Below are 23,644 nucleotides of genomic sequence, written 5' to 3' on the forward strand. Positions count from 1 at the left end.
GGGCGGGGGGGAGGGGCGGCGGGGCGGCGGGTGCCGGCTCGCCGCGCACCGAGTCGGGGGCGAGCGGCGGCGGGCCGGCGGGTGCCGGGTCGAGGACGGCGGGGGTCGCCGCGCGGCTCGCCCGGCGCAGGGGCAGCGCGACGGCGGCGACCACCAGCAGGCCGGCCACCCCGCAGGCGGCGACCAGCGGCCGCGGCGCGGCCACCTCCAACAGCAGCCCGCCGGCCAGGTAGCCGACCATCGCCGCGCCCTGCACCGACGCCCCGAAGAAGGCGAAGGCGCGTCCCCGCGCCGCCTCCGGCACCCGGCGGGCCAGCAGCACGGTGTCGAAGACGTTGTTGCCGCCGTTGAAGACGCCGCCGACCAGGAAGATCGGCACCAGCAGCAGGGCGGCCGGCACCGCCGCCGAGGCCAGCACCATCAGGCAGCAGCCGCCGAGCAGCGCAAGGCCGGCCCCGACCAGCGCGCCGTCCCGATCGAGCCGCCGCACCACCCGGGCGAACAGCCACCCGCCGGCCAGGATGCCGAGCGTCCAGGCGCCGGTCACCAGGCCGTACACCGTGGTGGAGCTGCCCAGCGTCTCGCGGATGAAGAAGACCTCCACCACGTTGATCGCGCCGACCGCACCGATCACGCCCGCGACGCTGGCCACCATCGCGACCAGCAGCGGGTCCTGGCGCAGCCGCCAGCCGGTCGCGGGCACCGCGCCGCCGGGCAGCGCCGGTTCCGCGCGCCGCCGGCCGCCCCGGCGGGTACGGATCAACAGCCCGGCCACCACCAGCGCGAGGTAGCTGCCGGCGGCCAGCAGCAGCGGTGGACGGGCGCCGAACTGGCCCACCAGCAGCCCGGCCAGGGCAGGGCCGGCGAGTGCGCCGAGCGTGCCGGCCGACTGGTTGAGCGCGCTGGCCCGGGGCAGATCCGCTGCCCGGACCATCACCGGCACCAGCGCCGAGATCACCGGCTGGGTGGCGGCGAGGCCGGCCGCCAGCAGCGCCACCAGCACGATGACCAGCGCTGGGTGCCCGGCGTACGCGAGCGCGAGGCAGATGCCGGCCTGGGCCAGCCCGGCGGCCACCAGGATGATGCGGCTGTCCACCCGGTCGGCGAGCCGCCCGGTCAGTGGAGCGAGCACCACCAGCGGCAGGGTCGCCGCGAGGAGCACCCCGGAGACGGCGAGCCCGCCGGCCCCGGCGGACTGCAGAGCGAGGGTCAGCGCGCTGGCGACCAGGAAATCTCCACAGCTGGCGATGCCTCGCGCGGCTGTGGCCAGCCAGACGTCGGACCAGCGCGACCGGACAGATGTGAAGGACATATTTCGAAAATAATCCTTCACACCTGATCGACTCAACCCTGTCAGTCCAGCGGCACCGCCTTGTACTGCACCGCGACCGTGCGCGCCGAGGTCGGCGGGTTCCTCCGGGACCGCTTCCGGTACGGCTCCAGCAGGCGGTCCACCGCCTCGTTGAGCTCGCTCAACTCCGCCGCGGTGAGCAGCAGTTGGCTGTCGGCGAGACGGGTCGCCGCGTACCACTCGGGCGGCTCGTGGGGCGCGCGCCGCAACCAGTCCCGGCTGCGCTCCAGGTCGCGGGCCAGCCACGCCTCGATCAGCGCGCGCTCGGCGGCCTGCGCCTCCGGCTCGGTGGTCCGTCCGGCGTCGACCGTCCAGCTCGGGCTGACCGTCCGCCAGACCCGTTCCCGCGCGTCACCCCGGCTCGGCGCCTGCTCCACCAGCCCGGCCTTGGCCAGTTCCCGCAGGTGGTAGCTGGTGGCGCTCGGAGAGAGACCGACGATCTCCGCACACTCGGTGGCGGTCGCCCCACCCTCCAGCCCACTGAGATGTTCGGTGATGGCGAGTCGGGCTGGATGCGCCAGCGCCCGCATCACCCGCGGGTCGCTGATCGTCACCCGGCTACCCTCGGCACGCGGCTCGGTCATCCCCTCATGATCCCCGCCCACCCGCCGCCGCACCATCGCCCCGCGCGGCCCGGCGTCGTGACCAGGCACGACGGGTCGGTAGGAGGACCAGATGAAGACGACCGTGACGATCGGCCAGATCCCTACCGGCTGGGACATCGACGCGAACCTCGCCGCGATCGAGCGGGTCGTGGGCCGCGCCGAGCCGGACGACCTCGTGCTGCTGCCCGAGGGCGCGCTCTCCGGGTACGCCCCCGACCTGTCGCCGCTGGCCACGCTCGACCGGGCGCGCCTCGCCCGAGCGGTCGGGACGGCCGCCGAACTGGCCCGGCAGCGGCGCGTGCACCTCTTCTGCGGCTCGCTGCTGCCCGAGGACGGCGCCTGGTGGAACGTCGCGCTGCACTTCACCCCGTCCGGCGAGCGGTGGACCTACCGGAAGATCAACCTCGCAATGAACGAGCGCCAGGTGCTCCGGGCCGGAGCCGAGCTGCCGGTCCGCCAGGTGGCCCAGCCCTGGGGCGACCTCCTCGTCGGCGTACAACTGTGCCGGGAGATCCGCTACCCCGAGCAGTGGCAGCAGCTGGCCCGCTCCGGCGCGGCCGCCTTCGTCTACCTGACCAACGCCGCCAGCCCCGAGGCCACCACCGGCGTCTGGCGTAGCCACCTGATCAGCCGCGCCGCCGAGAACCAGCGGTACGTGTTCGCGGTGAACCTCGCCGACCCGCGGCAGCACTGCCCGAGCATGGTCGTCTCACCCCGCGGCGAGGTGCTCGCCGAGCTGCCACCCGGCGGGACCGGCATCCTCCGGACCACGGTTGACCTGGCCGAGGTCACCGACTGGAGCCTCGACCAGCAACGCCGGGACGTCATCGACCTGCGCTACCGGCCGACGCCGCACCACCCGGCGCTACCGCGCCCCGCCCATCCGCTACCCACCGACATCCGACACTGACGTAGCACCCCGCCAGACCGCGCGGCGCCGCCAATCGCCGGTCGCCGCCCGGGACGTCGTCGACCGGCGATACCGGCCGCCGACGCCGCTTACCCGGCCAGCACAAACCTGGCGGCCGGGCCGAGCAGCGGCTCTACCCGGTACGCGGGATGGCCGGCCAGCACGGCGGCCTGCGCCGGCATCGCGATCGACCTCTCCAAGGATCTGCTGCAACGGGCGGCCGAGGTCAACCTCAAGGAGCGGCGGCCGATGATGGTGGCGCCGCGGGAGACCCCGTGACCCGTAGCCACCTCGAACACCGCCAATCCGCGACGCGGCCGCCCGCGGTAACGGGGCGGCGTGGCAGGCGCCAGATCTCCGACCGGCAGGACGATCTCCGCCGCCGAAGTTGTCGTACGTATGTTCTAACGTGGACTGCGTGATGACGGCGTTGGCGCAGGTCGGCGAGGTGGTGGGCGAGTGCGCCGATGCCGCCGCCTGGGCCATGTCCGACGCCGAGCTGACCGCGTCGCTCGATGCGGTGCACGTGCTGGAGCAGCGCTTGGCGGCGGTGAAGCTGGGCCTGGTGCGCGAGGTCGACGGGCGCGGCCTGGCGGTCACGCAGGGCGCCTCCTCGACGGCGGCGTGGCTGCGGGAGCGGCTGCGCGTCTCCGGCCGGTCGGCGCGTCGCCTGGTCGAGGTCGCCGCCGCTGTCGATGCCGCCCCTGCGGTGGCCCGCGCGGCACTGCTGTCCGGGTCGATGACGGTTGAGCAGGGCATGGTGGTGGCGCAGGTGGTCGGCGCGTTGCCCACCGAGGCGGGGCCGGAGGTGGCGGACAAGGCCGCACAGCTCCTGGTCGACTGGGCCGACCGGTTCGAGCCGGCGATCCTGCGCCGCCTCGGCGAGCGGGTGCTCGCCCACGTCGCCCCCGATCTCGCCGACCGGGCCGAGTTGGCGGCGTTGGAGGCGGCCGAAGCCCGTGCCGAGGCGCGGCGGCACCTCACCCTCGCCGACCGACCCGACGGTCAGGTACGGCTCACCGGCACCCTCGACGCCGAGACGGCCGCCGTGCTGCGCGCGGCCATCGATCCACTCTGCGCCCCGTCCGGTCCGCTCGACGACCGGGCACCCGGCCAGCGCCGCGCCGACGCCCTCGGTGAGGTCTGCCGCCTCGCCCTGCGCACCGGCGCTCTCCCGGCCAACGGTGGTGACCGGCCACAGCTCGTCGTCACCGTGCCGCTCGACCCGATGACCAACCAGCTCGGCGCCGGCACCCTCGACACCGGCCTGCGGGTCACTCCCGGCGCGCTCCGCCGGCTCGCCTGCGACGCCGCCGTCCTGCCGGCCGTGCTCGGCGGCGACAGCCAGGTCCTCGACCTTGGCCGCCAGCGACGCCTGATCAACGGCCCGCTGCGCCGCGCACTCGTCCTGCGCGACGGTGGCTGCGCCTTCCCCGGCTGTGACCGGCCACCACGCTGGTGCGACGGCCACCACATCCGGCACTGGGCCGACGGCGGCAGCACCACCCTGGCCAACGCCGTGCTGCTCTGCGGCCACCACCACCGCCTCGTCCATCGGGGCGAATGGGCGGTGCGGCTCGCCGCCGACGGCCGACCCGAATTCCTTCCGCCCGCCTGGCTCGACCCACAACGGCAGCCGCGCCGCAACCTGCTACATCGAAGACCATGAGCCGACGCGGAGTCCGGCCGCGGCACTCGACAGGGCCGGGAAGTGGACGCAGCACGCGGTTCGCAAACCCGGGTCGTGCAGGCGCGGCGCCGCCGGCTGCGCGCGCCAGGCATCCGTTCGGTCCACGCCAGCCACGGCGCGATCATGCTCGTACAAATTCGGTGGAGGGGTGGCTGGGGGGCGCGTAGGCTGTCAGGTCGCTTCGACGGCCAGGGTGCACTGGGCACCGCAACGGACGTCCCGCGCCGGAGGCCGGCCATCCGCCTGCCGGACACGCGAGCGATCAGCAGATGACCTCGAGGGGAAATCAGCGTGACCGCACTCGACCTCGACCTCGACACCGACCTCGCCGCGGAGCGCGAGCACCTCGCCGCCTCCCGCGCCGCCCTGAAACGGATGCGGGAACGCGCCGAGGCCCTCTTCGCCACCGGTGACCAGGTGGCCGGCGACGCGTACGCGGCCGAGACGCTGGGCCGCACGCTGGCCCGCCGGGTCGCCGAACTCGCCGACGACCCGACCACGCCGCTCTTCTTCGGCCGTCTCGACTTCGCCGACGCCGCCAGCCCCGCCGGCGACTCCGCCCCGGCGACCGGCGACGAACCCGGCGGCGCGGGAGACCTGGACCACGCCGGGCGCCGGTACCACGTGGGCCGGCGGCACGTGACCGACGAGCGGGGCGAGCCGCTGGTGCTGGACTGGCGGGCCCCGGTCTCCCGAGCGTTCTACCGGGCCAGCGCCCGGGATCCGCAGGGCCTGGCGGTCCGGCGCCGGTTCGGCTTCAACAACGGCCTGCTGACCAGCTTCGAGGACGAGCACCTGGACCGGGGCGAGGAACTCGGCACGGCCAGCCGGATCCTGACCGCCGAGATCGAGCGGCCCCGGGTCGGGCCGATGCGCGACATCGTGGCCACCATCCAGCCCGAGCAGGACGAACTGGTCCGGGCCGAACTGGCCGACTCGATCTGCGTACAGGGGGCGCCGGGCACCGGAAAGACAGCGGTCGGCCTGCACCGGGCCGCGTACCTGCTCTACCTGCACCGGGAACGGCTGCGCCGGGCCGGCGTGCTGATCGTCGGGCCGAACCGGGCGTTCCTGGCGTACATCGCGGCGGTACTGCCGGCGCTCGGCGAGGTCGAGGTCGCCCAGGCCACCGTGGAGGACCTTCTCGACCGGGTGCCGGTGCGGGCGGTCGACGACCCGGCGGCCGCGGTCGTCAAGCACGACGTACGGATGGCTGAGCTGCTCCGCCGGGCGGTGCACGCGCACATCGGCGAGCCGACCGAGCCGATCACCGTCTCCGACGGCTCGTACCGCTGGCGGATCGGCCTGGAACCGCTGCACCGGGTGGTCCAGGAGACCCGCCGGGAGAACCTGCCGTACGCGGTCGGCCGGGAGCGGGTCCGGGCCCGGGTGGTCAGCCTGCTGCAACGCCAGGCCGAGGCGCGGCGAGCCGAGTCGCCGAGCGACGCCTGGCTGCGCCGGATGGGCCGCTGCCGGCCGGTCGTCGACTTCCTCGACGCGGTCTGGCCGGCGCTCACCCCGGACGGGCTGGTACACACCCTGTTCGCCGACCCGGCGCGGCTGGCCGCGGTGGCCGAGGGCCTGCTCACTCCGGCCGAGCAGGCGTTGCTGACCTGGGCGAAGCCGGCGCGCACCGCCAAGGCCGCGAAGTGGACGGCCGCCGACGCGGTGCTCATCGACGAGGCGGCCGGGCTGATCGAGCGCCCGGCCGGCTTCGGGCACGTGGTGGTCGACGAGGCGCAGGACCTCTCCCCGATGCAGTGCCGGGTGATCGCCCGGCGCAGCGAACACGGGTCGATCACCCTGCTCGGGGACCTCGCCCAGGGCACCGCGCCGTGGGCCGCCACCGACTGGCGCCAGTCCCTCGCCCACCTGGGCAAGCCGGAGGCCACGGTGGTCCCGCTGACGATCGGCTTCCGGGTGCCCGCCGCCGTGGTCGCGTTCGCCAACCGGCTGCTGCCGGCGCTCGCCGTCGACGTACCCCCGGCGGAGTCGCTGCGCCGCGACGGCGCGCTGGACGTGCGTACCGTCGGCGATCTTTCGGCCGCGACGGTGGCCGAGGTGCGCGCAGCGCTGGCGCACGAGGGTTCGATCGCGGTGATCGCCGCGGACGACGCGGTCGACGGGCTGCGCGCGGCGCTGGCCACCGCCGGGGTCGAGGCCGCCACGGCCGACGACCCGGCCGCCGGGGCGCGGGTCACCGTGGTGCCGGCGACGCTGGTGAAGGGCCTGGAGTACGACCACGTCATCGTCGTCGAACCGGCCGCGATCGTGACCGCCGAGCCGCGCGGCCTGCACCGGCTCTACGTGGTGCTCACCCGGGCGGTGTCCCGGCTGTCGGTGCTGCACGCCGCGCCGCTCCCCGCCGAGCTGGCGTGAGCCCGGCGGCCGAGCCGGGTCAGCCGAGCAACTGCCGGCCGGCGTTGACGATCCGGGGGATCCGGTTGCTCGACGTGTTCGACAGGTCGGTCCAGTACCACTGCTGCACCGGGTAGATGAGCCAGGGCGAGACGGCGGGAGCGGAGCCACCCGGTGGGACCGGGCCCGGACGGACCGGTGCCTTCCCCACCGCAAGCTCGGTCAGCAGGCCGGACGTGTTCTCGTAGCGCGCCCCGACGACGATCTCCAGCGGGCCGGTGCCGTCGAGGTCGAGGATCGCCACCGCGCTGCCGAACCAGTCGCCCTGCTCCGGCTGCTCCGCCGGGCCGCGGTACCCGGGCGTCGGCATGCCCTGGTGGTACGCCGCCGCGACGCCCAGGCCGCGCGGCCCGCCCGGGTAGAGCACCACCCCGCCGGCTCCCTCCACCCCGGCGGCGGTGCGCTGTGACGCGCCGACCAGCACGTCCGGGTAGCCGTCGCCGGTCACGTCACCGGTGGAGAGCGAGTTGCCGAAGTCGGCGGCGGTGATTCCGCCGACGTACTCCTCGGCGGGCCGGCGTACCTGCGCGCCCTGCGCGGTCAGCCCGCCCGCCGACCCACGAAGGTGGACCAGCGCGCCGTGGGCGGAGCGGGGCGCTCCGGCCAGCACGTCACCGTGGCCGTCCCGGTTCAGGTCGGCGATCCGGAGGGTCTCGCCGAGGGCGCCGATTCCGAAGTCCTCACCCCTGACGCTCGTCGCCCCGTCGGTGCGGGCACCGGTCGGGCCGCCGGGCAGCAGGATGACCCGGCTGCCCGCGCCGGCGCCGTCGATGCCCGGCGCGCCGACCGCCACGTCGGGATGGCCGTCGCCGGTCACGTCCCCGGCGGCCAGGGCGAAGCCGAAGTGCCCCCGCCCGGCGGCCTCCCCGGGTACGCCCGGCGAGTCCTGGCTGACCTGCTGGGCACCCTCGACGCTGAGTCCACCGGCGCTGCCCCGCAGGACGGTCACCGTGCCGGCCAGCGAGTGCCCGGCCACCGTCTCACCCGGCGCGCCGACCACCAGGTCCACGTACCCGTCGCGGTCGAGATCACCGGCGGCCAGCGAGTGGCCGAACTCGGCACCGCCGTGCGCCATGCCGGGGACACCCGGCGTGTCCTGGGTGATCTGCCGGGCCGCTGCCGGGTCGATGCCGTCCCGGCCGCCGGGGTAGATCCAGACGTCGCCGGCCGAGCTGTTCGCCATCGGGTCCCCGACGATCAGCTCGGCGTAGCCGTCGGCGTTCAGGTCGCCAGCGGCCAGCGCGTCGCCGAAGCGCGAGTTCAGGCGGGGCCCATCCGGCGGGAGGAGGTACTGCCGCCAGGCCGACCCGGAGTAGTCGATCATGAGGCCGTAACCGCTGGTTCCCTGCGCGACGGTGACGAAACCCGCGACGACCAGCTCGTCCCGGCCGTCGCCGTCGAGGTCGAACCGGGCCCGCGCGTCCGCCGGCGCCGCGTCGGCTCGCGCGGGGCGGGGCGCCGAAGCGGTGGCCGTACGTCCGGTCGGGGCCGACGGCGCGGCGGCGCGCGACCCGGACGTGCCGGTGGTGGGCGCCGCGGCGGCGCGGTCGCCGGGCACCGGCCGGGACTCGGTGACGGAACCCGGCCGTGAACCCACCGCCGGTACGGGTGCCGCGTCGGCGGCCGGCGTGAGCGCCGGATCGGCGGCTGGCGCGGGCGACGAGGCCGCGACCAGTCCGAGACTCACCAGGGCCGTTCCGGCCGCCAACACGTTCCTGGTCAGGATCCCCCGCACGGCGACCACCTTCGTTCAAGCGCAATCAGCCAGCGGCAGCGTAGACGGCGCCGGGGGCGGCGTACATCCTCCGGTGGTCGGCGGTTGCGGGGAGGGAGTACACCTGAGCCGTACCCGACCGTCCACGGTGCCGACTGGGAGCCGCCATGATCCTCGCCCGGGCCGTCCAGGCCAGCCGCCGCTACGGCGACGTCCTCGCCCTGGACCGGGTCGACCTCGACGTGCCCGCCGGTGAGCTGGTCGGCCTGCTCGGCCCGAACGGCGCCGGCAAGAGCACCCTGCTGAACCTGCTCGTCGGGCTGCGCCGGCCGACCTCCGGCCGAGTCGAACTCTTCGGCGGCGACCCTCGGGACCCGGCGAGCCGGCGACAGATCGGGGTCACCCCGCAGGAGACCGGCCTGCCCGGCACCCTGCGCGTCGGCGAGGTGGTCGACTTCGTCGCCGCCCACTACCCCGACCCGGTGCCGCGCGGCGAACTGCTCGACCGGTTCGGCCTCACCGACCTGGTCAAGCGGCAGACCGGCGGCCTCTCCGGCGGGCAGCGGCGGCGGCTCGCGGTGGCGCTCGCCTTCGTCGGCCGGCCCCGGCTGGTGCTGCTGGACGAGCCGACCACCGGCCTGGACGTGGCCGCCCGGCACACCCTCTGGGACGCGATCCGGGCGTTCCACGACGACGGCGGCACGGTCCTGCTGACCAGCCACTACCTGGAGGAGGTCGAGGCGCTGGCGCACCGGGTGGTGGTGATCGGGCAGGGTCGGGTGCTCGCCGACGACACGGTGGCCGCGATCCGCGGCATCGTCGGCGTACGCCGGGTCAGCCTGGTCGCCGACGCGCTGCCCGCGCTGCCCGGCGTGGTCCGCACCGAACAGGTCGACGGGCGCACCCACCTGCTCACCACCGACGCCGACCAGTTGGTGCGGGACCTGGTCACCGCCGGGGTGCCCTTCGTCGACCTGGAGGTCCGGCCCACCTCGCTGGAGGAGGCGTTCCTCGCCATCACCGCGACCGAGAGCGAGCGACCGGCCGACGGCGGCCAGCCGGCCGCCGAGGGCCGACCCGCCGACGCCCCGACGGCCCGACCGACCACCACCGTCTGAGGAGGCGACAGCAGTGCAGCTCGCCCTGATCCACGCCCGTTACCAGTTGCTGGAGACCGTGCGGATCCCGGTGGCGGTGTTCGGCAGCGCGTTCTTCCCGGCCGCCGCGATGCTCTTCTTCGTGGTGCCGTTCGCCGGGAAGGACCCGGTCGCGGCCACCTTCGCGACCGCCTCGATGGTCACCTTCTCGGTGATGAGCGCCAACATCTTCCAGTACGGGGTCGGCGTCGCCGAGGACCGCGACCAGCCGTGGAACCCGTACACCCGGACCCTGCCGGCGGGGTCGGCGCCGCGCTTCGCCGGCCGGGTGCTGGCCGGCCTGGCGCTCACCTACCTGTCGCTGGTGCCGGTGGTGGTGATCGGCGCGACGCTCACCGAGGCCCGGATCACCGCGCCGGCGTTCCTGCTCGCCCTGGTCACCGTCGCGCTGGTGTCGGTGCCGTTCACGCTGATGGGGCTCGCCATCGGCTACTCGCTGCCCAGCAAGGCGGCGATCGTGGTGGCCCAGGTGGTCTTCTTCCCGCTCGCCTTCGGCGGCGGCCTGCTCACCGCGCCGGACCAGGCGCCCGCCTTCATCGAGGCGATCGCGCCGTACCTGCCGACCCGGGGCGCGGTGGAGCTGATGTGGGCGGCGGTCGGCGACTACCCGCTGAACCCGCTGTCGATGGCCATGCTCGGGGTCTGGGTGGTGGTCCTGGCGGCGCTGGCCGGGTGGGCGTACCGGCGGGACGAGGGTCGACGGTTCAGCTGACGATTCGCCCGATCCGCCCCGTACGGCGCGCGAACGGTGCCACGATGCCGGCAGGGCGTGCCGGCGTGGGCGCCCACAGCCGAGGGGGGTCGACGTGAGCACCGTGCCGCCGGGTACGCCCTGCTGGGCCGACCTGGCCACCCCGGATCTCGCCGACGCGCGGCGCTTCTACCCGCAGCTGTTCGGCTGGACCGGGCGGATCGCGCCGGAGCCCGAGGCGGGCGGCTACACCGTCTTCCAGCTCGACGGGCGGGCGGTGGCCGGGGGCGGGCCCCCGGCCATCCCGGAGCAGGTGCCGATCTGGTCGACGTACGTCGCGACCGACGACGCCGACCTGGTGGCCGGGCGGGTCGAGCGGGCCGGTGGGCAGGTGGTGGTGCCGCCGTTCGCGGTCTTCGACCGGGGGCGGATGGCGGTCTTCGCCGACCCGTGCGGTGCCGCGTTCAGCGTGTGGCAGCCGATGGCGATGCCCGGCGCTGAGGTGCTCGGCGTACCCGGCGCGATGAGCTGGAACGAGCTGGTCACCCCCGACCCGGACGGCGCCAAGGTCTTCTACGAGCTGGTCTTCGGCTGGCACCCGGACGACCAGCCGATGGGCTCGGTCACCTACACCGGATGGCGGCTCGGCGCGCAGATCGTGGCGGGGATGATGCCGCCGCTCGGCGACGATTTCCCGGCCGACTCACCCGCCTACTGGTCGGTGTACTTCGCGGTGGCCGACGCGGACGCGGCGGCCGCCCGCGCCGCCGAGCTGGGCGGCACCATCCTGGTCCCACCCCAGGACATTCCGGCCGGCCGGTACGCCGCCCTCCGCGACCCGCAGGGTGCGCTCTTCAACGTCATCGCCCCGGCCGGCCCCGGCTGACGGCCGAAGCGCTAGCCACCCCGCCGCCCAGCGCCCCCGCCCAGCGCCACCCACGAGCACCAGAGTCGCCCACGAGCACCAGAGTCGCCCACGAGCAGAGGAAGCCGAGCCGAAGCCATGACGGACATCCCACCGGGGGCACCCGCCTGGGTCGACCTGGTCACCACCGACCTCGCCGGCGCGGCGCGCTTCTACGCGCCGCTGTTCGGCTGGGCCGTCGCCGGGGCGGACCCGCAGCCCCCCGCCGACGGTCACCTCGTCTTCCACCAGCAGGGCAGACCCGTGGCCGGCGCCGGGCTGGGGGCGGGACCGCAACGGCCGCCCGCCTGGACGCCGTACCTGGCGACCGACGACGTCGACGGAGTCGCCCAGCGGGTGACCGCCGCCGGTGGTCGGGTCCTGGCCGGGCCGTCCGACGTCACCGGCTCCCGGCGGACGGCGCTCTGCGCCGACCCGGCCGGAGCGTCGTTCGGGGTGTGGCAGTCGCTCGGCCTGCCGGGGGCCGACGTGTTCGACGTACCCGGCTCGCTGACCTGGGCCGAGCTGACCACGCGGGAGTGGGACCGGGCGAAGGAGTTCTACCGGGCGGTGTTCGGCTGGACGGCGGACGATCAGCCGATGGGCGAGACCACTTACACCACCTGGCAGCTGGACGGCAGCCCGGTCGCCGGGATGATGCCGATGATCGGCCAGGACTGGGGCGGTCTCCCGTCGCACTGGATGGTCTACTTCGCGGTCACCGACGCCGACACCGTCGCCGCCGAGGCGCTGCGGCTGGGCGGGGCGCTCGCCGTCCAGCCGACCGACCTGCCGCGCGGCCGGTTCGCCGTGCTCACCGACCCGCAGGGGGCGTTCTTCTCGATCCTCGGGACTACTCCGCCCTGACCGTCCGCGGCTCCGGCCGCACCGGCACCACCAGCGGCCCGTGCTCGCCGTCCACCACCCGCACGCTCGCCCGGTAGTGCTCGGCGAGCAGCCGCTCGGTGAGCACCTCGCGGGGCGCGCCGCTGGCCACCACCCGGCCGTCGGCGAGCAGCACCAGCCGGTCGGCGTACTCGCCGGCCACGGAGAGGTCGTGCATGGTGGCCAGCACGGTCAGGCCGTGCGCCCGGCGCAACTGGTCGACCAGCTCCAGCACCTCCTGCTGGTGGCCGATGTCCAGCGCGCTGGTCGGCTCGTCGAGCAGCAGCAGGGTGGCGCCCTGGGCCAGCGCCCGGGCCAGGAAGACCCGCTGCCGCTCACCGCCGGAGAGGGTGGCCAGCTCCCGGTCGTGGAAGCCGGCGAGATCCAGCCGGTCCAGCACGTCGTACGCGGCGGCCAGGTCGGCGGCGGACTCCCGGCCCAACGGCGGGATGTAGGGGGTGCGGCCGAGCAGCACGTAGTCCAGCACCGCCATGCCGGGCGGCACGACCGGGGACTGGGCCACGGTGGCCACCACCCGGGCCCGCTCCCGGCGGCGCAGCGACTCGCTCGGCGTACCGAAGAGGGAGATGGCGCCCGGCGCGGGCAGCAGGCCGCCGACGGCGCGCAGCAGGGTGGACTTCCCGGCGCCGTTCGGGCCGATCACGGTGACCCACTCGCCGGCGGCGACGGTCAGGTCGACGCCGGCCAGGATCGGCGCGCCGTCCAACCGGACGCGCAGGTCGCGCACCTCGACAGCGGGCGCGCTCATCCGATCACCCGCCGGGTGGTGCGCAGCACCAGCACGAAGAACGGGCCGCCGAGCAGCGCGGTGACCACCCCGATCGGTACCTCGGCGGGGGCCGCCGCGGTGCGGGCCACCACGTCGGTCAGCGCCAGGAAGGCGCCGCCGAAGAGCAGCGAGAGCGGCAGGATCACCCGGTAGCTCGACCCGGCGAGCAGCCGTACGGTGTGCGGCACGATGATCCCGACGAAGCCGATCAGACCGGAGGCGGAGACCGCCGCAGCGGTGCCCAGCGAGGCGGCGGCGATCAGCAGGTAGCGGGAGCGCTGCGGGTGCAGGCCCAGGCTGGTCGCCTCGTCGTCGCCGACGGAGAGCACGTCGAGCTCGCGCCGGTGCAGCAACACCACCACGGCGGTGAGCAGGAAGTACGGCAGCACCAGCCGGACGTCGTGCCAGCCGGCGGTGGCCAGCCGGCCGAGCAGCCAGGAGTAGACCTGCTGGATGCTGTCGGAGTTGCGTTGCAGCAGGTACGTCTGCCCGGCGGAGAGGAACGCGGAGACCGCCACCCCGGCCAGGATCAGGGTGGCCGGCGAACGCCCGCGGCCGCCGGCGGCACCGAGCAGGTAGGTCATCGCGACCGCGCCGATCGAGCCGACGAACGCGGCGAGCGGGATGGTCGCGGGCAGCCCGGTCAGCGCGCCGCCCGCGCCCACCCCGAGGGTGATCGCGGCGGTGACCGCCAGGCCGGCCCCGGCCGCCACCCCGAGCAGGTACGGGTCGGCCAGCGGGTTGCGGAAGACCCCCTGGTAGGCGGCGCCGGCCAGGGCGAGCAGCCCGCCGACCAGCAGGCCGAGCACCACCCGGGGCAGCCGCAGCTCGGTGACGATGGCGATCTCCCGCTCGGTCAGCCCGCTGTCGATGCGTACCCCGGGAACGAGGTTGAGCAGCTCGGCCGCGACGCTGCCCGGCGGCAGGCTGACCGGGCCGAGCGACACCCCCGCGACCAGGGCGACCAGCACCGCGACCAGGCCGGCGACGAGCCAGCGCGGGCGCAGCCCGGCGGGCCGGGACGCGCGGGGCGTCCCGGCCCGCCGGCTGGCCGGCGCCATCACGGCGGACCTGGTCATCGGCAGGTCACGCCGGTGCCTTGGCGACCGCGTCGATGATGGCCCGGAGCAGGTCCACCACCCGCGGGCCCCAGCGCGAGGCGATGTCGTCGTCCAGCCCGACGACCTGGTTGTTCTTGACAGCGGTGATCCCGGCCCAGCCGGCGCGGGCCTTGACCGTCTCGGCGCTCTGCTGGCAGCACTTGGTGTCGGCGAGGAAGACGAAGTCCGGGTCCGCCTTGACGATCACCTCCTGGGACAGCTGCGGGTAGCCGCCGTTCTTGCCGTCCGCGTCCGCCGGGTCGGCGATGTTCTCCAGGCCGGCCATCGCGTAGAGCGAACCGATGAAGGTCTTGCTGGTCGCGGTGTACAGCTCCGGACCGAGTTCGTGGTAGTAGGTCAGCTTCTCGGTGCGCTGCGGCAGGCCGGCGACCAGCTTGGCGATGTCGTCCTTCATCCGCTTGGTGACGTCGGCCGCCTCGGCCGGGTGGCCGGTGAGCGCGCCCAGCTCGGTGAGCTGCCGGTACGAGTCGTCCAGCGTGGTCGCCGCCGGGGTGATGTACACCGGGATCTTCAGCGTGCCGAGCTGCTCGACGATCTTGTTGCGGTCGTCGGAGAGCACCACCAGGTCGGGGCTCCGGCCGGCGATCGCCTCGGCGTTCGGCGAGAAGCCGGACAGGTCCGTCTTCGGCGCGTCCGGCGGGTAGTTCGAGTTGTCGTCGACGGCGGTGACCTGCGGGCCGGCGCCGATCGCGAAGAGCATCTCGGTGGCCGAGGCGGAGAGCGACACGATCTTCTCGGGCCGCTTCTCCAGGGTGAGGTCGCCGACCGTGACCGGGAAGGCGGCGGCTGCGGCGCCGCTGCTGCCGCCGGCGGCGGGGGTGTCGGAGGTCTTCTCGGCGCAGGCGCCGAGGGCGAGCGCGGCGACCGCGAGGGTCGCGGCGAACAGCCGGGGGATACGTCTGGACATCTGTCCTCCTGTCGGTCGAGGAGCGTGGTGCTTCGCCGACAGGGACCCCGTGCGCCCGTCCGCGAGGCGCCCTTCCTCGAGAGCGCGGATCGCGACCACCCGCAGGCGACCTGGCTCGTCCACCGCGCGTCGGGCACCGGCCGGGGCCGGTGACGCCGCGCGGGGGCATCACAGTTGCGGGACAGCGCCGGTTTCACACCGGCTTCGCTGCGGGATGGTCGGTAAGACGGTAGCGCACCGCCCCGACGTGCCCCTACGGACGATCGCCGCCGGGCGGCCGTCGACCCGCGCTGCGTCGGGTCACCGGCGGCCGTCCGGCGGCGATATGTCCTGGATCGGGCTGGTGGGTGGGGCCCCGTCGGGGGCGGAACGGGGCCCCACCGGTCAGGAGTTGGTGATGGTGACGTTGTCCACAGCCGCCTCGACCAGGCTCGCGCCGGAGGCGTCCGCCGCCTCGACCAGGATCCGCACCGACTGCCCGGCGTACGGGGTGAGGTTCAGGTTCGCCACCGCCCAGGAGCCGTTGCGGTTGGTGGCCGCCCCGGACTGGGTGAACAGGGCAGTGGTGCCACCGTTGTGCACCACGCTGATCCGCAGGTAGTCGGCCGACGAGGCGTTCGACCCGTGCGCCAGGTACCAGGCGAGCGAGAGGGTCAGCGTGCCGGTGGACGGCAGGGTCACCGCCGGCGACCGGGCGCTGGTCACGCCGCCGTCGATGTCGTAGTCACCCGCTCCGGTGCCGGCCAGCCGGCCGGTGACCAGGTCGTTGCTGCCGGCGTACGGGGTGAGCTGCTTGGCGCCGCTGGAGGTGGTCGCCTGGGCGGCGCCCCGCTCCCAGGCACCGGTGGTCGCGGTGTCCGTGCCGTTCGGGTTGATGGTCCACCCGGTCGCGGTCTCGAAGGTGTCCGACCAGACAGTGGTGCCGCCGCCACCGCCGCAGTACTGCGCCTGCTTGCCGATCACCCGGTACGGGCAGTCCGCGTACTCGCTGAGCAGCAGCACCGCCTCCCGGTTGCGCGAGGTCTGGGTCGGGATCACCTCGTCCGGCGGGTAGAAGCCGCCCCCGGACGCCGAGCCCGGGTACATCTCGAAGGTGTACGCCCAGATGCCGTGGGTGCCCCACATCCAGTCGATGCTGTCACCGTCGGTGATGTAGAGGTCGCTGGACTGCTGCGGGGTGTAGCCGTTGGTGTTCGCCATCTGCTGGCCCAGCGTGGCGAAGGTGTTGTACTGGTCGGCAGTCATCCCGGTGGTGGTGTTGCTGTACGTGTAGCCGAACGGCCAGAGCACCAGCTGGGAGTAGGTGTGGAAGTCGATGTTGGCCTTGATCTGCTGCACGCCGCCGACCACCCGGCTGTTGACGAAGTCGCGCAGCGCCCGGGTCTCCGGGGCGGAGAACGCCGACGGGCCGCGGTAGGTCTCCGACGAGGTCGAGCCGGACGACCCGCCGCAGCAGCCCCACTGGTAGGACCAGTTGCGGTTCAGGTCGGTGCCCACGTAGGACGAGCCGCTGTTCGGCTGCCGGTTCTTCCGCCAGGACCGGTAGGAGCCGGTGGCGATGTCGTACTCGCTGCCGTCCGGGTTCACCGTCGGCACGATCCAGATCTCCCGGCTGTTGACGATGCCGGTCACCCGGGAGTCCGAGCCGTAGCTGTCGGTGAAGAGGTTGAGCAGGTAGATCGCCATTTCCACGGTGAGGTGCTCGCGGGCGTGCTGCTGCGCGTTGAACAGGATCTCCGGCTCGCTCTCGTCGGTGCCGACGTTGTCGGAGATCTTCACCGCCATCAGGTCCCGGCCCTCGTACGAACTGCCGATGCTGATCTTCCGGGCGATCGCCGGGTGGTCAGCGACCACCTGGTTCACCACCGCGGTCAGCTCGGCGTAGTCGTGGTAGTTCGAGTCGGCCGGCGGGAAGGCCGCCGTGCCGACGTCCCCCTCGCCGTGGCTGTGGCCGTCGGCCGACGGAGCCGGGACCGCCTCCAGCCGGAAGCCGAGCCGGGTGATGGCGGCCGCCTCGGCCGGGGTGGCCGAGACGTTGAGCACGCCGTGCTCGACGTAGTCGATGGCGGCGCCGGTGCCGGCGACCGCTGTGCGGTCCGCCACGGTACGCGGGCCGAGCACCCGGTAGGACGTGGCGGCCGATCCGGCGTCGCGGCCCGGGTCCGGCCGTGCGGAGGCCGGTGCGGCGGCGACGGTGAGCAGTCCGAACCCGACGGCGACGGCGAGCGCCAGCCGGCGGCGCGGGGTTGTGGTGCGGAAGGCCATGGACAACCTCCTCGGAGGGCGGGAGATCCCGCTCGGTGGGGGACACTCCACCACCAGTCACATGGTCATATCAATATTCATCGCTGTTTGGTCCATGCCAACCGGATCCTCACACTGGCAAGGATTTTCCATCTCTCGACCTATAGCGAAACTTCCTTGCAGGCGGGACACTGACCGGCAACGATGCCCCACCTCCTTCCCTGTGGAGTAGCGATGCCCAGAAGACGTCTACGCGCGGCCACCCTCGCCGGGGTCACCGCGCTCGCCCTCCTCGGCACGACGGCACCCGTCGGCGCCGCGCCGGTCGCGGCCCCGGCCGCCCGGCCGGTGGTGCACGACGAGCAGATCACCTTCCACGAGTGGTCGCGGTATCCCGACTGGCGTCGGGGCACCCACGCCGGCACCCGGGCCGTGCCCGGCGCGCACCCGGGCCTCACCCTGGCCCGGCCGGCCGGCACCACCGACTACACCGACCCGCACACCGGCACCACCCGGAGCTGGGAGTACGCCACCTGGACCTCCCCGCTGACCCAGGTCGGGTTCGACGCCACCGAGCTGATCGCCTCGTGGAACGCGGACACCCCGGCCGGCACCTGGATCCAGGTCGAGCTGCAGGGCACGTACAACACCAGCGGCCAGACCCCGTGGTACGTGATGGGCCGGTGGGCCGAGGGCGACGCCGACATCAAGCGGACCACCGTGAACCGGCAGGGCGACCCCTGGTCGACCATCTGGACCGACACCTTCAGCATCGACGACGCCGAGGCCGGGGTGCTGCTGCGGGCGTACCAGCTGCGGGTCACCCTCTACCGGGCGCCCGGCCAGCAGGCCGCGCCGAAGGTCCGCACGCTGGGCGCGATGAGCTCCACCGTGCCGGACCGGTTCACCGTCACCCCGAGCGCCGGCGGGATCGCCTGGGGCATCGAGCTGCCGGTGCCGCGCTACTCGCAGAACGTCCACTCCGGCCACTACCCCGAGTACGACGGCGGCGGCCAGGCCTGGTGCTCCCCCACCTCCACCACCATGGTGATCGAGTACTGGGGCCGGAAGGCATCCGAGGAGGACACCGCCTGGGTCGACCCGACCTACCCGGACCCGACCGTCAACCACGCCGCCCGGATGGTCTACGACTACGCCTACGACGGCGCCGGCAACTGGCCGTTCAACACGGCGTACGCGGCCAGCTACCCCGGCATGGAGGGGCGGGTCACCCGGCTGCACTCGCTGGACGAGCTGGAGCGCTTCATCGCCGCCGGTATCCCGGTGGTGACCAGCCAGTCCTTCCTCGCCAGCGAGCTGGACGGGGCGAACTACGGCACCTCGGGGCACCTCTTCGTGGTGGTCGGCTTCACCGCCGACGGCGACGTGATCGTCAACGACCCCGCGTCGTCCAGCAACGACGTGGTCCGCAACGTGTACTCCCGCAAGCAGTTCGAGCATATCTGGCTGCGGACCAAGCGGATCAACGCCAGCGGCGGGGTGTCCGGCGGCTCCGGCGGCGTGGTCTACCTGATCAAGCCGGAACGGCTTCCCTGGCCCACGGTCCCCGGCTCCACCAACTGGTGACCTGACCCGATCCCGGTGGGTTCCGCCCGTCGATCAGGGGGTTCGCGTCGTCCCGGCCCGTCCGGACGACGCGAACCCCCTGATCACTTGGAGTCGGGGCGGTCGGCGGAGTCGTCCGGCTGATCCTCGCCGGCCAGGGCGGCGCGGAGGCGCTCCTTCTCGGCGCGGCGGCGCTCGGCGGCGGTGGCCATCTCCTCGGCCATCTCGTCACGCCAGCCGCGCAGCAGGAAGAAGGAGGCCGCGGCGGAGAAGGCGAGCGCCAGCATCAGCTTCAGGAAGACGTTCATGTCGACCGGCCAGAGCGCCGCCAGCACGAGCACGAACAGGCCGATCCGGCCCAGCGTGTACTTGACCGCCGCGCTCACGGCAGAACCTCGATTCGCGACCGCCGGGCCCGCGCACTCCTCGCGCTCACTCTTTCCACTCCTTCTCCGCCCGCCGGGAGCACCGGCGGAACCTCAGCCCGTCCGGCGGGCCAGCCAGCGCACGCCCGGGAACCACACCACCGCGTAGCAGAGCGTGAACGCCGTCGCGGCCAGTGCGCCGGACGCCAGCGGGGGCAGGCCGGCGACCAGGCCGGCCACCACCAGCCCGGCGACCACCCCGACCGCGGCGGCCAGCAGCGCCGCCACCACCCGGGCCGCGCCGAACTGCCAGGCCCGGAAATCGTCCCAGAACAGCCAGGCCGGCAGGATCACCGCCAGCCAGCCGTTGGCGCGGCCGAAGTCGCCGCTGCCCACCAGCGCGAACGCCCAGTCGAAGAGCACCAGCGCCAGCACGCCGACGACCAGGCCGGCCAGGGCCACCCCGAGCAGGTCGCCCAGGGTACGGATGCGGCCCTCGGCGTCACGCCGGGGGAAGCCGCTCTGCTGCTCGGTCATGGTCCTACGAGGGTACGTGCCGGCTCAGCGGCTGTCGGGACACCCCGACAGTCGCTCAAGCCCAGACCCGCTGCGGCTCGGCGCGCCGCTGCGCCAGCGACGGCGCCGCGTCGTACTCGCGGACCACCTCGTAGCGGGTGTTCCGCTCCACCGGCCGGAAACCGGCATCCCAGATCAGGTGCAGCAGGTCGTCCCGGTGCATGGTGTTCGGGGTGCCGTAGGCGTCGGCGTCGTGGGTGATCTTGTATTCCACCACCGAGCCGTCCAGGTCGTCAGCGCCGAAGTTGAGCGAGAGCTGGGCGACCGACAGCCCGTGCATCACCCAGAAGCACTTCACGTGCGGGACGTTGTCGAACAGCAGCCGGGAGACCGCGAAGGTCTTCAGCGACTCCGCCGGCGAGGCCATCGTGGTCCGGTCCTGGATCCGGTTGCGGATCTTGCCGTCCGCCGAGTCGACGAAGTCGTGCTGGTAGCGCAGCGGGATGAAGACCACGAATCCGCCGGTCTCGTCCTGGAGCTCCCGCAGCCGCAGCACGTGGTCGACCCGGTGCCGGGGCTCCTCGATGTGCCCGTAGAGCATGGTCGACGGGGTCTTCATGCCCTTCGAGTGGGCCAGCCGGTGGATCCGCGACCAGTCCTCCCAGTGGCAGGCGTGGTCGACGATGTGCTGCCGGACCTCCCAGTCGAAGATCTCCGCGCCGCCGCCGGTCAGCGACTCCAGGCCGGCGTCCATCAGCTCGTCGAGGATCTCGTCGGCGCTCAGGCCGCTGATCTTCTCGAACCACTGCACCTCGGTCGCGGTGAACGCCTTCAGCTTGACGTTCGGCAGCGCCGCCTTCAGCTCGCGCAGCACCTTGGGGTAGTAGCGCCAGGGCAGCGTCGGGTGCAGGCCGTTGACGATGTGCAGCTCGGTGAGCTGCTCGTCCTCCATCTCCTTGGCCTTGCGGACCGCCTCGTCGATGCGCATCGTGTACGCGTCCTTCTCGCCCGGCTTGCGCTGGAACGAGCAGTACGCGCAGGAGGCGGAGCAGACGTTGGTCAGGTTCAGGTGCCGGTTGACGTTGAACATCACCCGGTCGCCGTTCAGCTCGGTACGCCGGTGGTGCGCCAGCCGCCCCAGCCAGGTCAGGTCGTCGCTGTCGTAGAGGGCGATGCCGTCCTCCCGGGTCAGCCGCTCCCCGGCGTACACCTTCGCTTCGAGCTCACGCTTGAGTCCGGCGTCCATCGACAGCCACGTCCCCTTCCACCTGCGGTCCGGGACCGAGCCTACGTCGCCCGCGGCGACCGCCGTCGGCACGGTCGGCGCCGGGTGCCCCCGCTCACCGAACTCTCAGCCGGCCGTTACCTGACGACGCATCGACATCGCTGTCTCCGTGCGGTAAGACAGATTGGGACGCGGACACACACTGGTAGCGTCCGCACGGCCGCGCTCCACCGGGCGCGGGGACGGTACCGGACGGGGAGCGGAATGGTCGACAGCGGGCGCGGGCGGCGACACGGACGACGGCGACGCCCGGTGGTCTCACCGGTGCTCCGGCCGGCGCTCTGGTCCGCCCTGCTCGGCGCCGTCGCCGCCGCGGTCCTGGCCAGCCCGTCGTACGCGGAGCCCGGGCTGCCCACCACCGTCCCGGACAGCGGCGCCCGCCCGACGTACACCGGGGCGCTGCGGCTGCCCGGCGGCGCGCCCGTTCCCGGCCTGCCCGGCACCCCCGGCGCGCCGGTGTCCAACCTGGGCAACGGTCCGCTGGCCAGCCAGATCTACGCCGCCGAGGTGCGGATCGGCCAGCTCGGTGACCAGTTGCTGCTGCTGCGGCAGAAGCGCACCGAGGCGGACACCCAGCTGGCCACGGCCAAGCGGGATCTCGACCTCGCCCGGGACGCGCTCGCCCGGGCCCAGCAGGGCGCGGACGCCGCCGCGGCCGACGCGTTCAAGGCCGCCGCGGCCCTGCCGCCCGGCGGGTTCGCCGGCGATCTGCACGACCTGAACCGGCTCTCCCGGATCACCCGGGGGGAGAAGACCGAGGGCGGCACCACCGCCGCGGCCGGCGAGCTGTCCCGGGCGCGCAACGGCGAGCAGGTTGCCTACCAGGCCTGGCTGGCGGCCGACTCCCGGGCCCGCGGCGCCCAGCAGGAGTTCACCACGACCGAGCGGTCCCTCCGTGCCGAAGAGGCCAAGCTGCTCAAGCTGCGCAAGGACAACGCCGCGCAGCTGATCCAGCTGGAGCGGCAGCAGGAAGCGGCCGAGCAGCGGCTCGGCGCGGGCTACCTCGCCAACGAGACGGTCAACGGGCTGGCCGCGCACCCGATGGCGCTGGCCGCGGTGGCGTACGCCAAGGCGCAGCTCGGCGACCCCTACCTCTGGGCGGCCGAGGGGCCGGACCGGTTCGACTGCTCCGGGCTGATGTGGGCCGCGTACCGCTCGGCGGGCTACAAGGCCCTGCCCCGGGTCTCCCGCGACCAGTACTACGCGACCCGCTCCCGCACCGTGGCCCGTACCGCGCTGCTCCCCGGCGACCTGCTCTTCTTCGCCTCGGGCAGCAGCTGGACGAGCATCCACCACGTGGGCATGTACATCGGCGGCGGCAAGATGGTGCACGCCCCGACCACCGGCGACGTCGTCAAGATCTCCACGGTCCGCTGGTCCCGCCTGTACGCGGCCACCCGGGTGATCGGTGCGGTGCCCGCGCCGACCACCTCCCCCAGCCCGACCCCGAGCAAGCCGGCCACCCCGACGCCGACGCCGACCGAGTCGAAGCCCCCGAAGACCAGCGAGCCGACCCTTCCGCCGCGGCCGACGCCGGCCAGCCCGTCGCCGACGCCCACCACCAGCACCTCGCCGAGCGCCACCGGCTCGCCGACGGAGTCCACCCCCGCCGACGGCACGACCACGTCGGCTCCGGCCAGCGGCGACGCGGAACCCAGCGGCGACGCGGAATCCAGCCGCGAGGCGGAACCCAGCGGCAGCACGACGAGCGGTTCGGCGAGCCCGAGCGCGGGTAACTGAGCCAGCGCTCCGCCGCCGAGCCGGCAAGCGAGGCGGGCGCGTACCGGCGCGGTACGGACTCCGGCTGTGCGGTCGGGGCGGAATGTGGCACGGTGACACTCAGGCACGCCCGGACCCCTCGCCGCGGATCCGGGCGAGAGCGTGGCGCGGAGGGCGGGCACATGGCCGATCAACAGGTTCCGGCGGAGCCGGTCGACGACGCCCCGGCCCCGGCCGACCGGGCCGAGGCGACGGCGCGGAAGCCGGCCGAGCCGCCCGCCACCGACGAGTCCGCCGCCGCCCGGGCCGCCGAGCCCGATCCGGCCACCGTCGACGGCGGGATACCCGCCCAGCGTGAGGCCGACGAGCATTCGGCCAGCGCCGAGCAGACCGCCGACGACCGCGCTCCGGCCACCACTGACCAGGCCGGCCCCGCCGGCGCCGCAGACGCCGAGCCGGCCGCGGCCGACCGGGCCGAACCGACCAGCGCCGAGGACGTCGAGCCGACCGCTGAGGAGGATGCGCCGGCCACCGCCGCTGACGCCGAGCCGGGGGCCGCGCGGGCGAGCGCGCGAGTGAGCGTCGCGGGTGCCGTGGCACCGCCGGAGGGCGGCGCACCGGCCGGCGGCGTGGGGGCCGCCGGCACCTACCGGGCCACCGCGTCGGTCACCCCGGCCGCGTCCGCCGTGCCGGGCCAGCGTGCCGGTGCCCCGGCCCGGGCCAGCGCGGCCGTACCCGGAGCCAGCCGGGTCGCAGCCGGCGAGGCGGACCTGGCAGCCCGCGCCGGCACGGCGAAGGTCTACCAG

General features: G+C 74.2%; 19 protein-coding genes, 2 pseudogenes and 1 riboswitch. Of the genes and pseudogenes, 11 read left to right on the top strand and 10 right to left on the bottom strand.

Annotated features, from left to right (window positions below; genetic code table 11):
- Nucleotides 1-1,312, bottom strand: a 1,312-nt coding sequence (locus DLJ47_RS26965; protein ID WP_109904025.1) for an MFS transporter, incomplete at its 3' end; no start/stop codon positions are given.
- A gap of 41 nt (nucleotides 1,313-1,353) precedes the next feature.
- Nucleotides 1,354-1,935 (bottom strand): ArsR/SmtB family transcription factor, encoded by a 582-nt coding sequence (locus DLJ47_RS26970; protein WP_109904027.1) that lies wholly within the window; start codon nucleotides 1,933-1,935, stop codon nucleotides 1,354-1,356.
- Nucleotides 1,936-2,026: 91 nt separating this feature from the next.
- Between DLJ47_RS26970 and DLJ47_RS26975 the strand changes: the two genes are divergently transcribed.
- The 4 genes and pseudogenes from DLJ47_RS26975 to DLJ47_RS26990 all read left to right on the top strand — a co-directional run bounded on the left by DLJ47_RS26975 (nucleotide 2,027) and on the right by DLJ47_RS26990 (nucleotide 6,935).
- Nucleotides 2,027-2,866 carry a carbon-nitrogen hydrolase family protein gene (locus tag DLJ47_RS26975; protein WP_109904029.1) on the top strand — a complete coding sequence of 280 codons (840 nt, stop codon included), beginning with the start codon at nucleotides 2,027-2,029 and terminating at the stop codon, nucleotides 2,864-2,866.
- A 105-nt stretch (nucleotides 2,867-2,971) separates the two neighbouring features.
- A pseudogene (locus DLJ47_RS26980) lies at nucleotides 2,972-3,165 on the top strand (flavoprotein); the annotation flags it as partial.
- Nucleotides 3,166-3,287: 122 nt separating this feature from the next.
- Nucleotides 3,288-4,535 carry an HNH endonuclease signature motif containing protein gene (locus DLJ47_RS26985; protein ID WP_109904056.1) on the top strand — a complete coding sequence of 416 codons (1,248 nt, stop codon included), beginning with the start codon at nucleotides 3,288-3,290 and terminating at the stop codon, nucleotides 4,533-4,535.
- Nucleotides 4,536-4,847: 312 nt separating this feature from the next.
- Complete coding sequence (locus tag DLJ47_RS26990; protein WP_109904031.1) at nucleotides 4,848-6,935, top strand: HelD family protein; 2,088 nt, start codon at nucleotides 4,848-4,850, stop codon at nucleotides 6,933-6,935.
- Nucleotides 6,936-6,954: 19 nt separating this feature from the next.
- On the opposite strand, the gene DLJ47_RS26995 is transcribed toward DLJ47_RS26990, so the two are convergent.
- Nucleotides 6,955-8,709 carry an FG-GAP-like repeat-containing protein gene (locus DLJ47_RS26995; RefSeq protein WP_146228206.1) on the bottom strand — a complete coding sequence of 585 codons (1,755 nt, stop codon included), beginning with the start codon at nucleotides 8,707-8,709 and terminating at the stop codon, nucleotides 6,955-6,957.
- Between the two features lie 146 nt (nucleotides 8,710-8,855).
- Here DLJ47_RS26995 and DLJ47_RS27000 point away from each other — a divergent pair, with 146 nt between their 5' ends.
- The 4 genes from DLJ47_RS27000 (at nucleotide 8,856) to DLJ47_RS27015 (ending at nucleotide 12,307) form a co-directional block, all read left to right on the top strand.
- Nucleotides 8,856-9,806, top strand: a complete 951-nt coding sequence (locus tag DLJ47_RS27000) for an ABC transporter ATP-binding protein (RefSeq protein WP_109904035.1) — start codon at nucleotides 8,856-8,858, stop codon at nucleotides 9,804-9,806.
- A gap of 13 nt (nucleotides 9,807-9,819) precedes the next feature.
- Nucleotides 9,820-10,557, top strand: a complete 738-nt coding sequence (locus DLJ47_RS27005) for an ABC transporter permease (protein WP_109904037.1) — start codon at nucleotides 9,820-9,822, stop codon at nucleotides 10,555-10,557.
- Between the two features lie 94 nt (nucleotides 10,558-10,651).
- Complete coding sequence (locus DLJ47_RS27010; protein WP_109904039.1) at nucleotides 10,652-11,422, top strand: VOC family protein; 771 nt, start codon at nucleotides 10,652-10,654, stop codon at nucleotides 11,420-11,422.
- Between the two features lie 117 nt (nucleotides 11,423-11,539).
- The gene (locus DLJ47_RS27015; RefSeq protein ID WP_109904041.1) at nucleotides 11,540-12,307 is read left to right on the top strand and encodes a VOC family protein; all 768 of its coding nucleotides are present in this window, start codon (nucleotides 11,540-11,542) and stop codon (nucleotides 12,305-12,307) included.
- On the opposite strand, the gene DLJ47_RS27020 is transcribed toward DLJ47_RS27015, so the two are convergent.
- The 4 genes from DLJ47_RS27020 to DLJ47_RS27035 all read right to left on the bottom strand — a co-directional run bounded on the left by DLJ47_RS27020 (nucleotide 12,294) and on the right by DLJ47_RS27035 (nucleotide 17,408).
- Nucleotides 12,294-13,094, bottom strand: coding sequence for an ABC transporter ATP-binding protein (locus DLJ47_RS27020; protein ID WP_088996997.1), 801 nt, complete (start codon nucleotides 13,092-13,094; stop codon nucleotides 12,294-12,296). The genes DLJ47_RS27015 and DLJ47_RS27020 overlap by 14 nt on opposite strands.
- Nucleotides 13,091-14,176, bottom strand: a complete 1,086-nt coding sequence (locus tag DLJ47_RS27025; RefSeq protein WP_109904058.1) for a FecCD family ABC transporter permease — start codon at nucleotides 14,174-14,176, stop codon at nucleotides 13,091-13,093. The genes DLJ47_RS27020 and DLJ47_RS27025 overlap by 4 nt, the downstream gene beginning before the upstream one ends.
- A gap of 25 nt (nucleotides 14,177-14,201) precedes the next feature.
- Nucleotides 14,202-15,143, bottom strand: coding sequence for an ABC transporter substrate-binding protein (locus tag DLJ47_RS27030; protein ID WP_109904042.1), 942 nt, complete (start codon nucleotides 15,141-15,143; stop codon nucleotides 14,202-14,204).
- A 109-nt stretch (nucleotides 15,144-15,252) separates the two neighbouring features.
- Nucleotides 15,253-15,346: riboswitch (cobalamin riboswitch) on the bottom strand.
- 181 nt (nucleotides 15,347-15,527) lie between these two features.
- The gene (locus tag DLJ47_RS27035; protein WP_109904044.1) at nucleotides 15,528-17,408 is read right to left on the bottom strand and encodes a M14 family zinc carboxypeptidase; all 1,881 of its coding nucleotides are present in this window, start codon (nucleotides 17,406-17,408) and stop codon (nucleotides 15,528-15,530) included.
- 213 nt (nucleotides 17,409-17,621) lie between these two features.
- Here DLJ47_RS27035 and DLJ47_RS27040 point away from each other — a divergent pair, with 213 nt between their 5' ends.
- A complete protein-coding gene (locus DLJ47_RS27040) occupies nucleotides 17,622-18,974 on the top strand; it encodes a peptidase C39 family protein (protein WP_109904046.1) in 1,353 nt (450 codons plus the stop codon).
- A gap of 83 nt (nucleotides 18,975-19,057) precedes the next feature.
- Here DLJ47_RS27040 and DLJ47_RS27045 read toward each other — a convergent pair whose 3' ends face one another.
- The 3 genes from DLJ47_RS27045 to mqnE all read right to left on the bottom strand — a co-directional run bounded on the left by DLJ47_RS27045 (nucleotide 19,058) and on the right by mqnE (nucleotide 21,080).
- Complete coding sequence (locus tag DLJ47_RS27045; RefSeq protein ID WP_109904048.1) at nucleotides 19,058-19,339, bottom strand: DUF4229 domain-containing protein; 282 nt, start codon at nucleotides 19,337-19,339, stop codon at nucleotides 19,058-19,060.
- Nucleotides 19,340-19,432: 93 nt separating this feature from the next.
- Nucleotides 19,433-19,855, bottom strand: a complete 423-nt coding sequence (locus tag DLJ47_RS27050) for a hypothetical protein (protein ID WP_109904050.1) — start codon at nucleotides 19,853-19,855, stop codon at nucleotides 19,433-19,435.
- Between the two features lie 55 nt (nucleotides 19,856-19,910).
- Nucleotides 19,911-21,080 carry an aminofutalosine synthase MqnE gene (gene mqnE, locus DLJ47_RS27055; protein ID WP_109904060.1) on the bottom strand — a complete coding sequence of 390 codons (1,170 nt, stop codon included), beginning with the start codon at nucleotides 21,078-21,080 and terminating at the stop codon, nucleotides 19,911-19,913.
- A 243-nt stretch (nucleotides 21,081-21,323) separates the two neighbouring features.
- Between mqnE and DLJ47_RS27060 the strand changes: the two genes are divergently transcribed.
- Nucleotides 21,324-22,859, top strand: a complete 1,536-nt coding sequence (locus DLJ47_RS27060) for a C40 family peptidase (protein WP_109904052.1) — start codon at nucleotides 21,324-21,326, stop codon at nucleotides 22,857-22,859.
- A gap of 161 nt (nucleotides 22,860-23,020) precedes the next feature.
- A pseudogene (locus DLJ47_RS27065) lies at nucleotides 23,021-23,644 on the top strand (hypothetical protein); the annotation flags it as partial.

Source organism: Micromonospora sp. S4605, assembly GCF_003176715.1.
GTDB lineage: Bacteria > Actinomycetota > Actinomycetes > Mycobacteriales > Micromonosporaceae > Micromonospora > Micromonospora echinaurantiaca.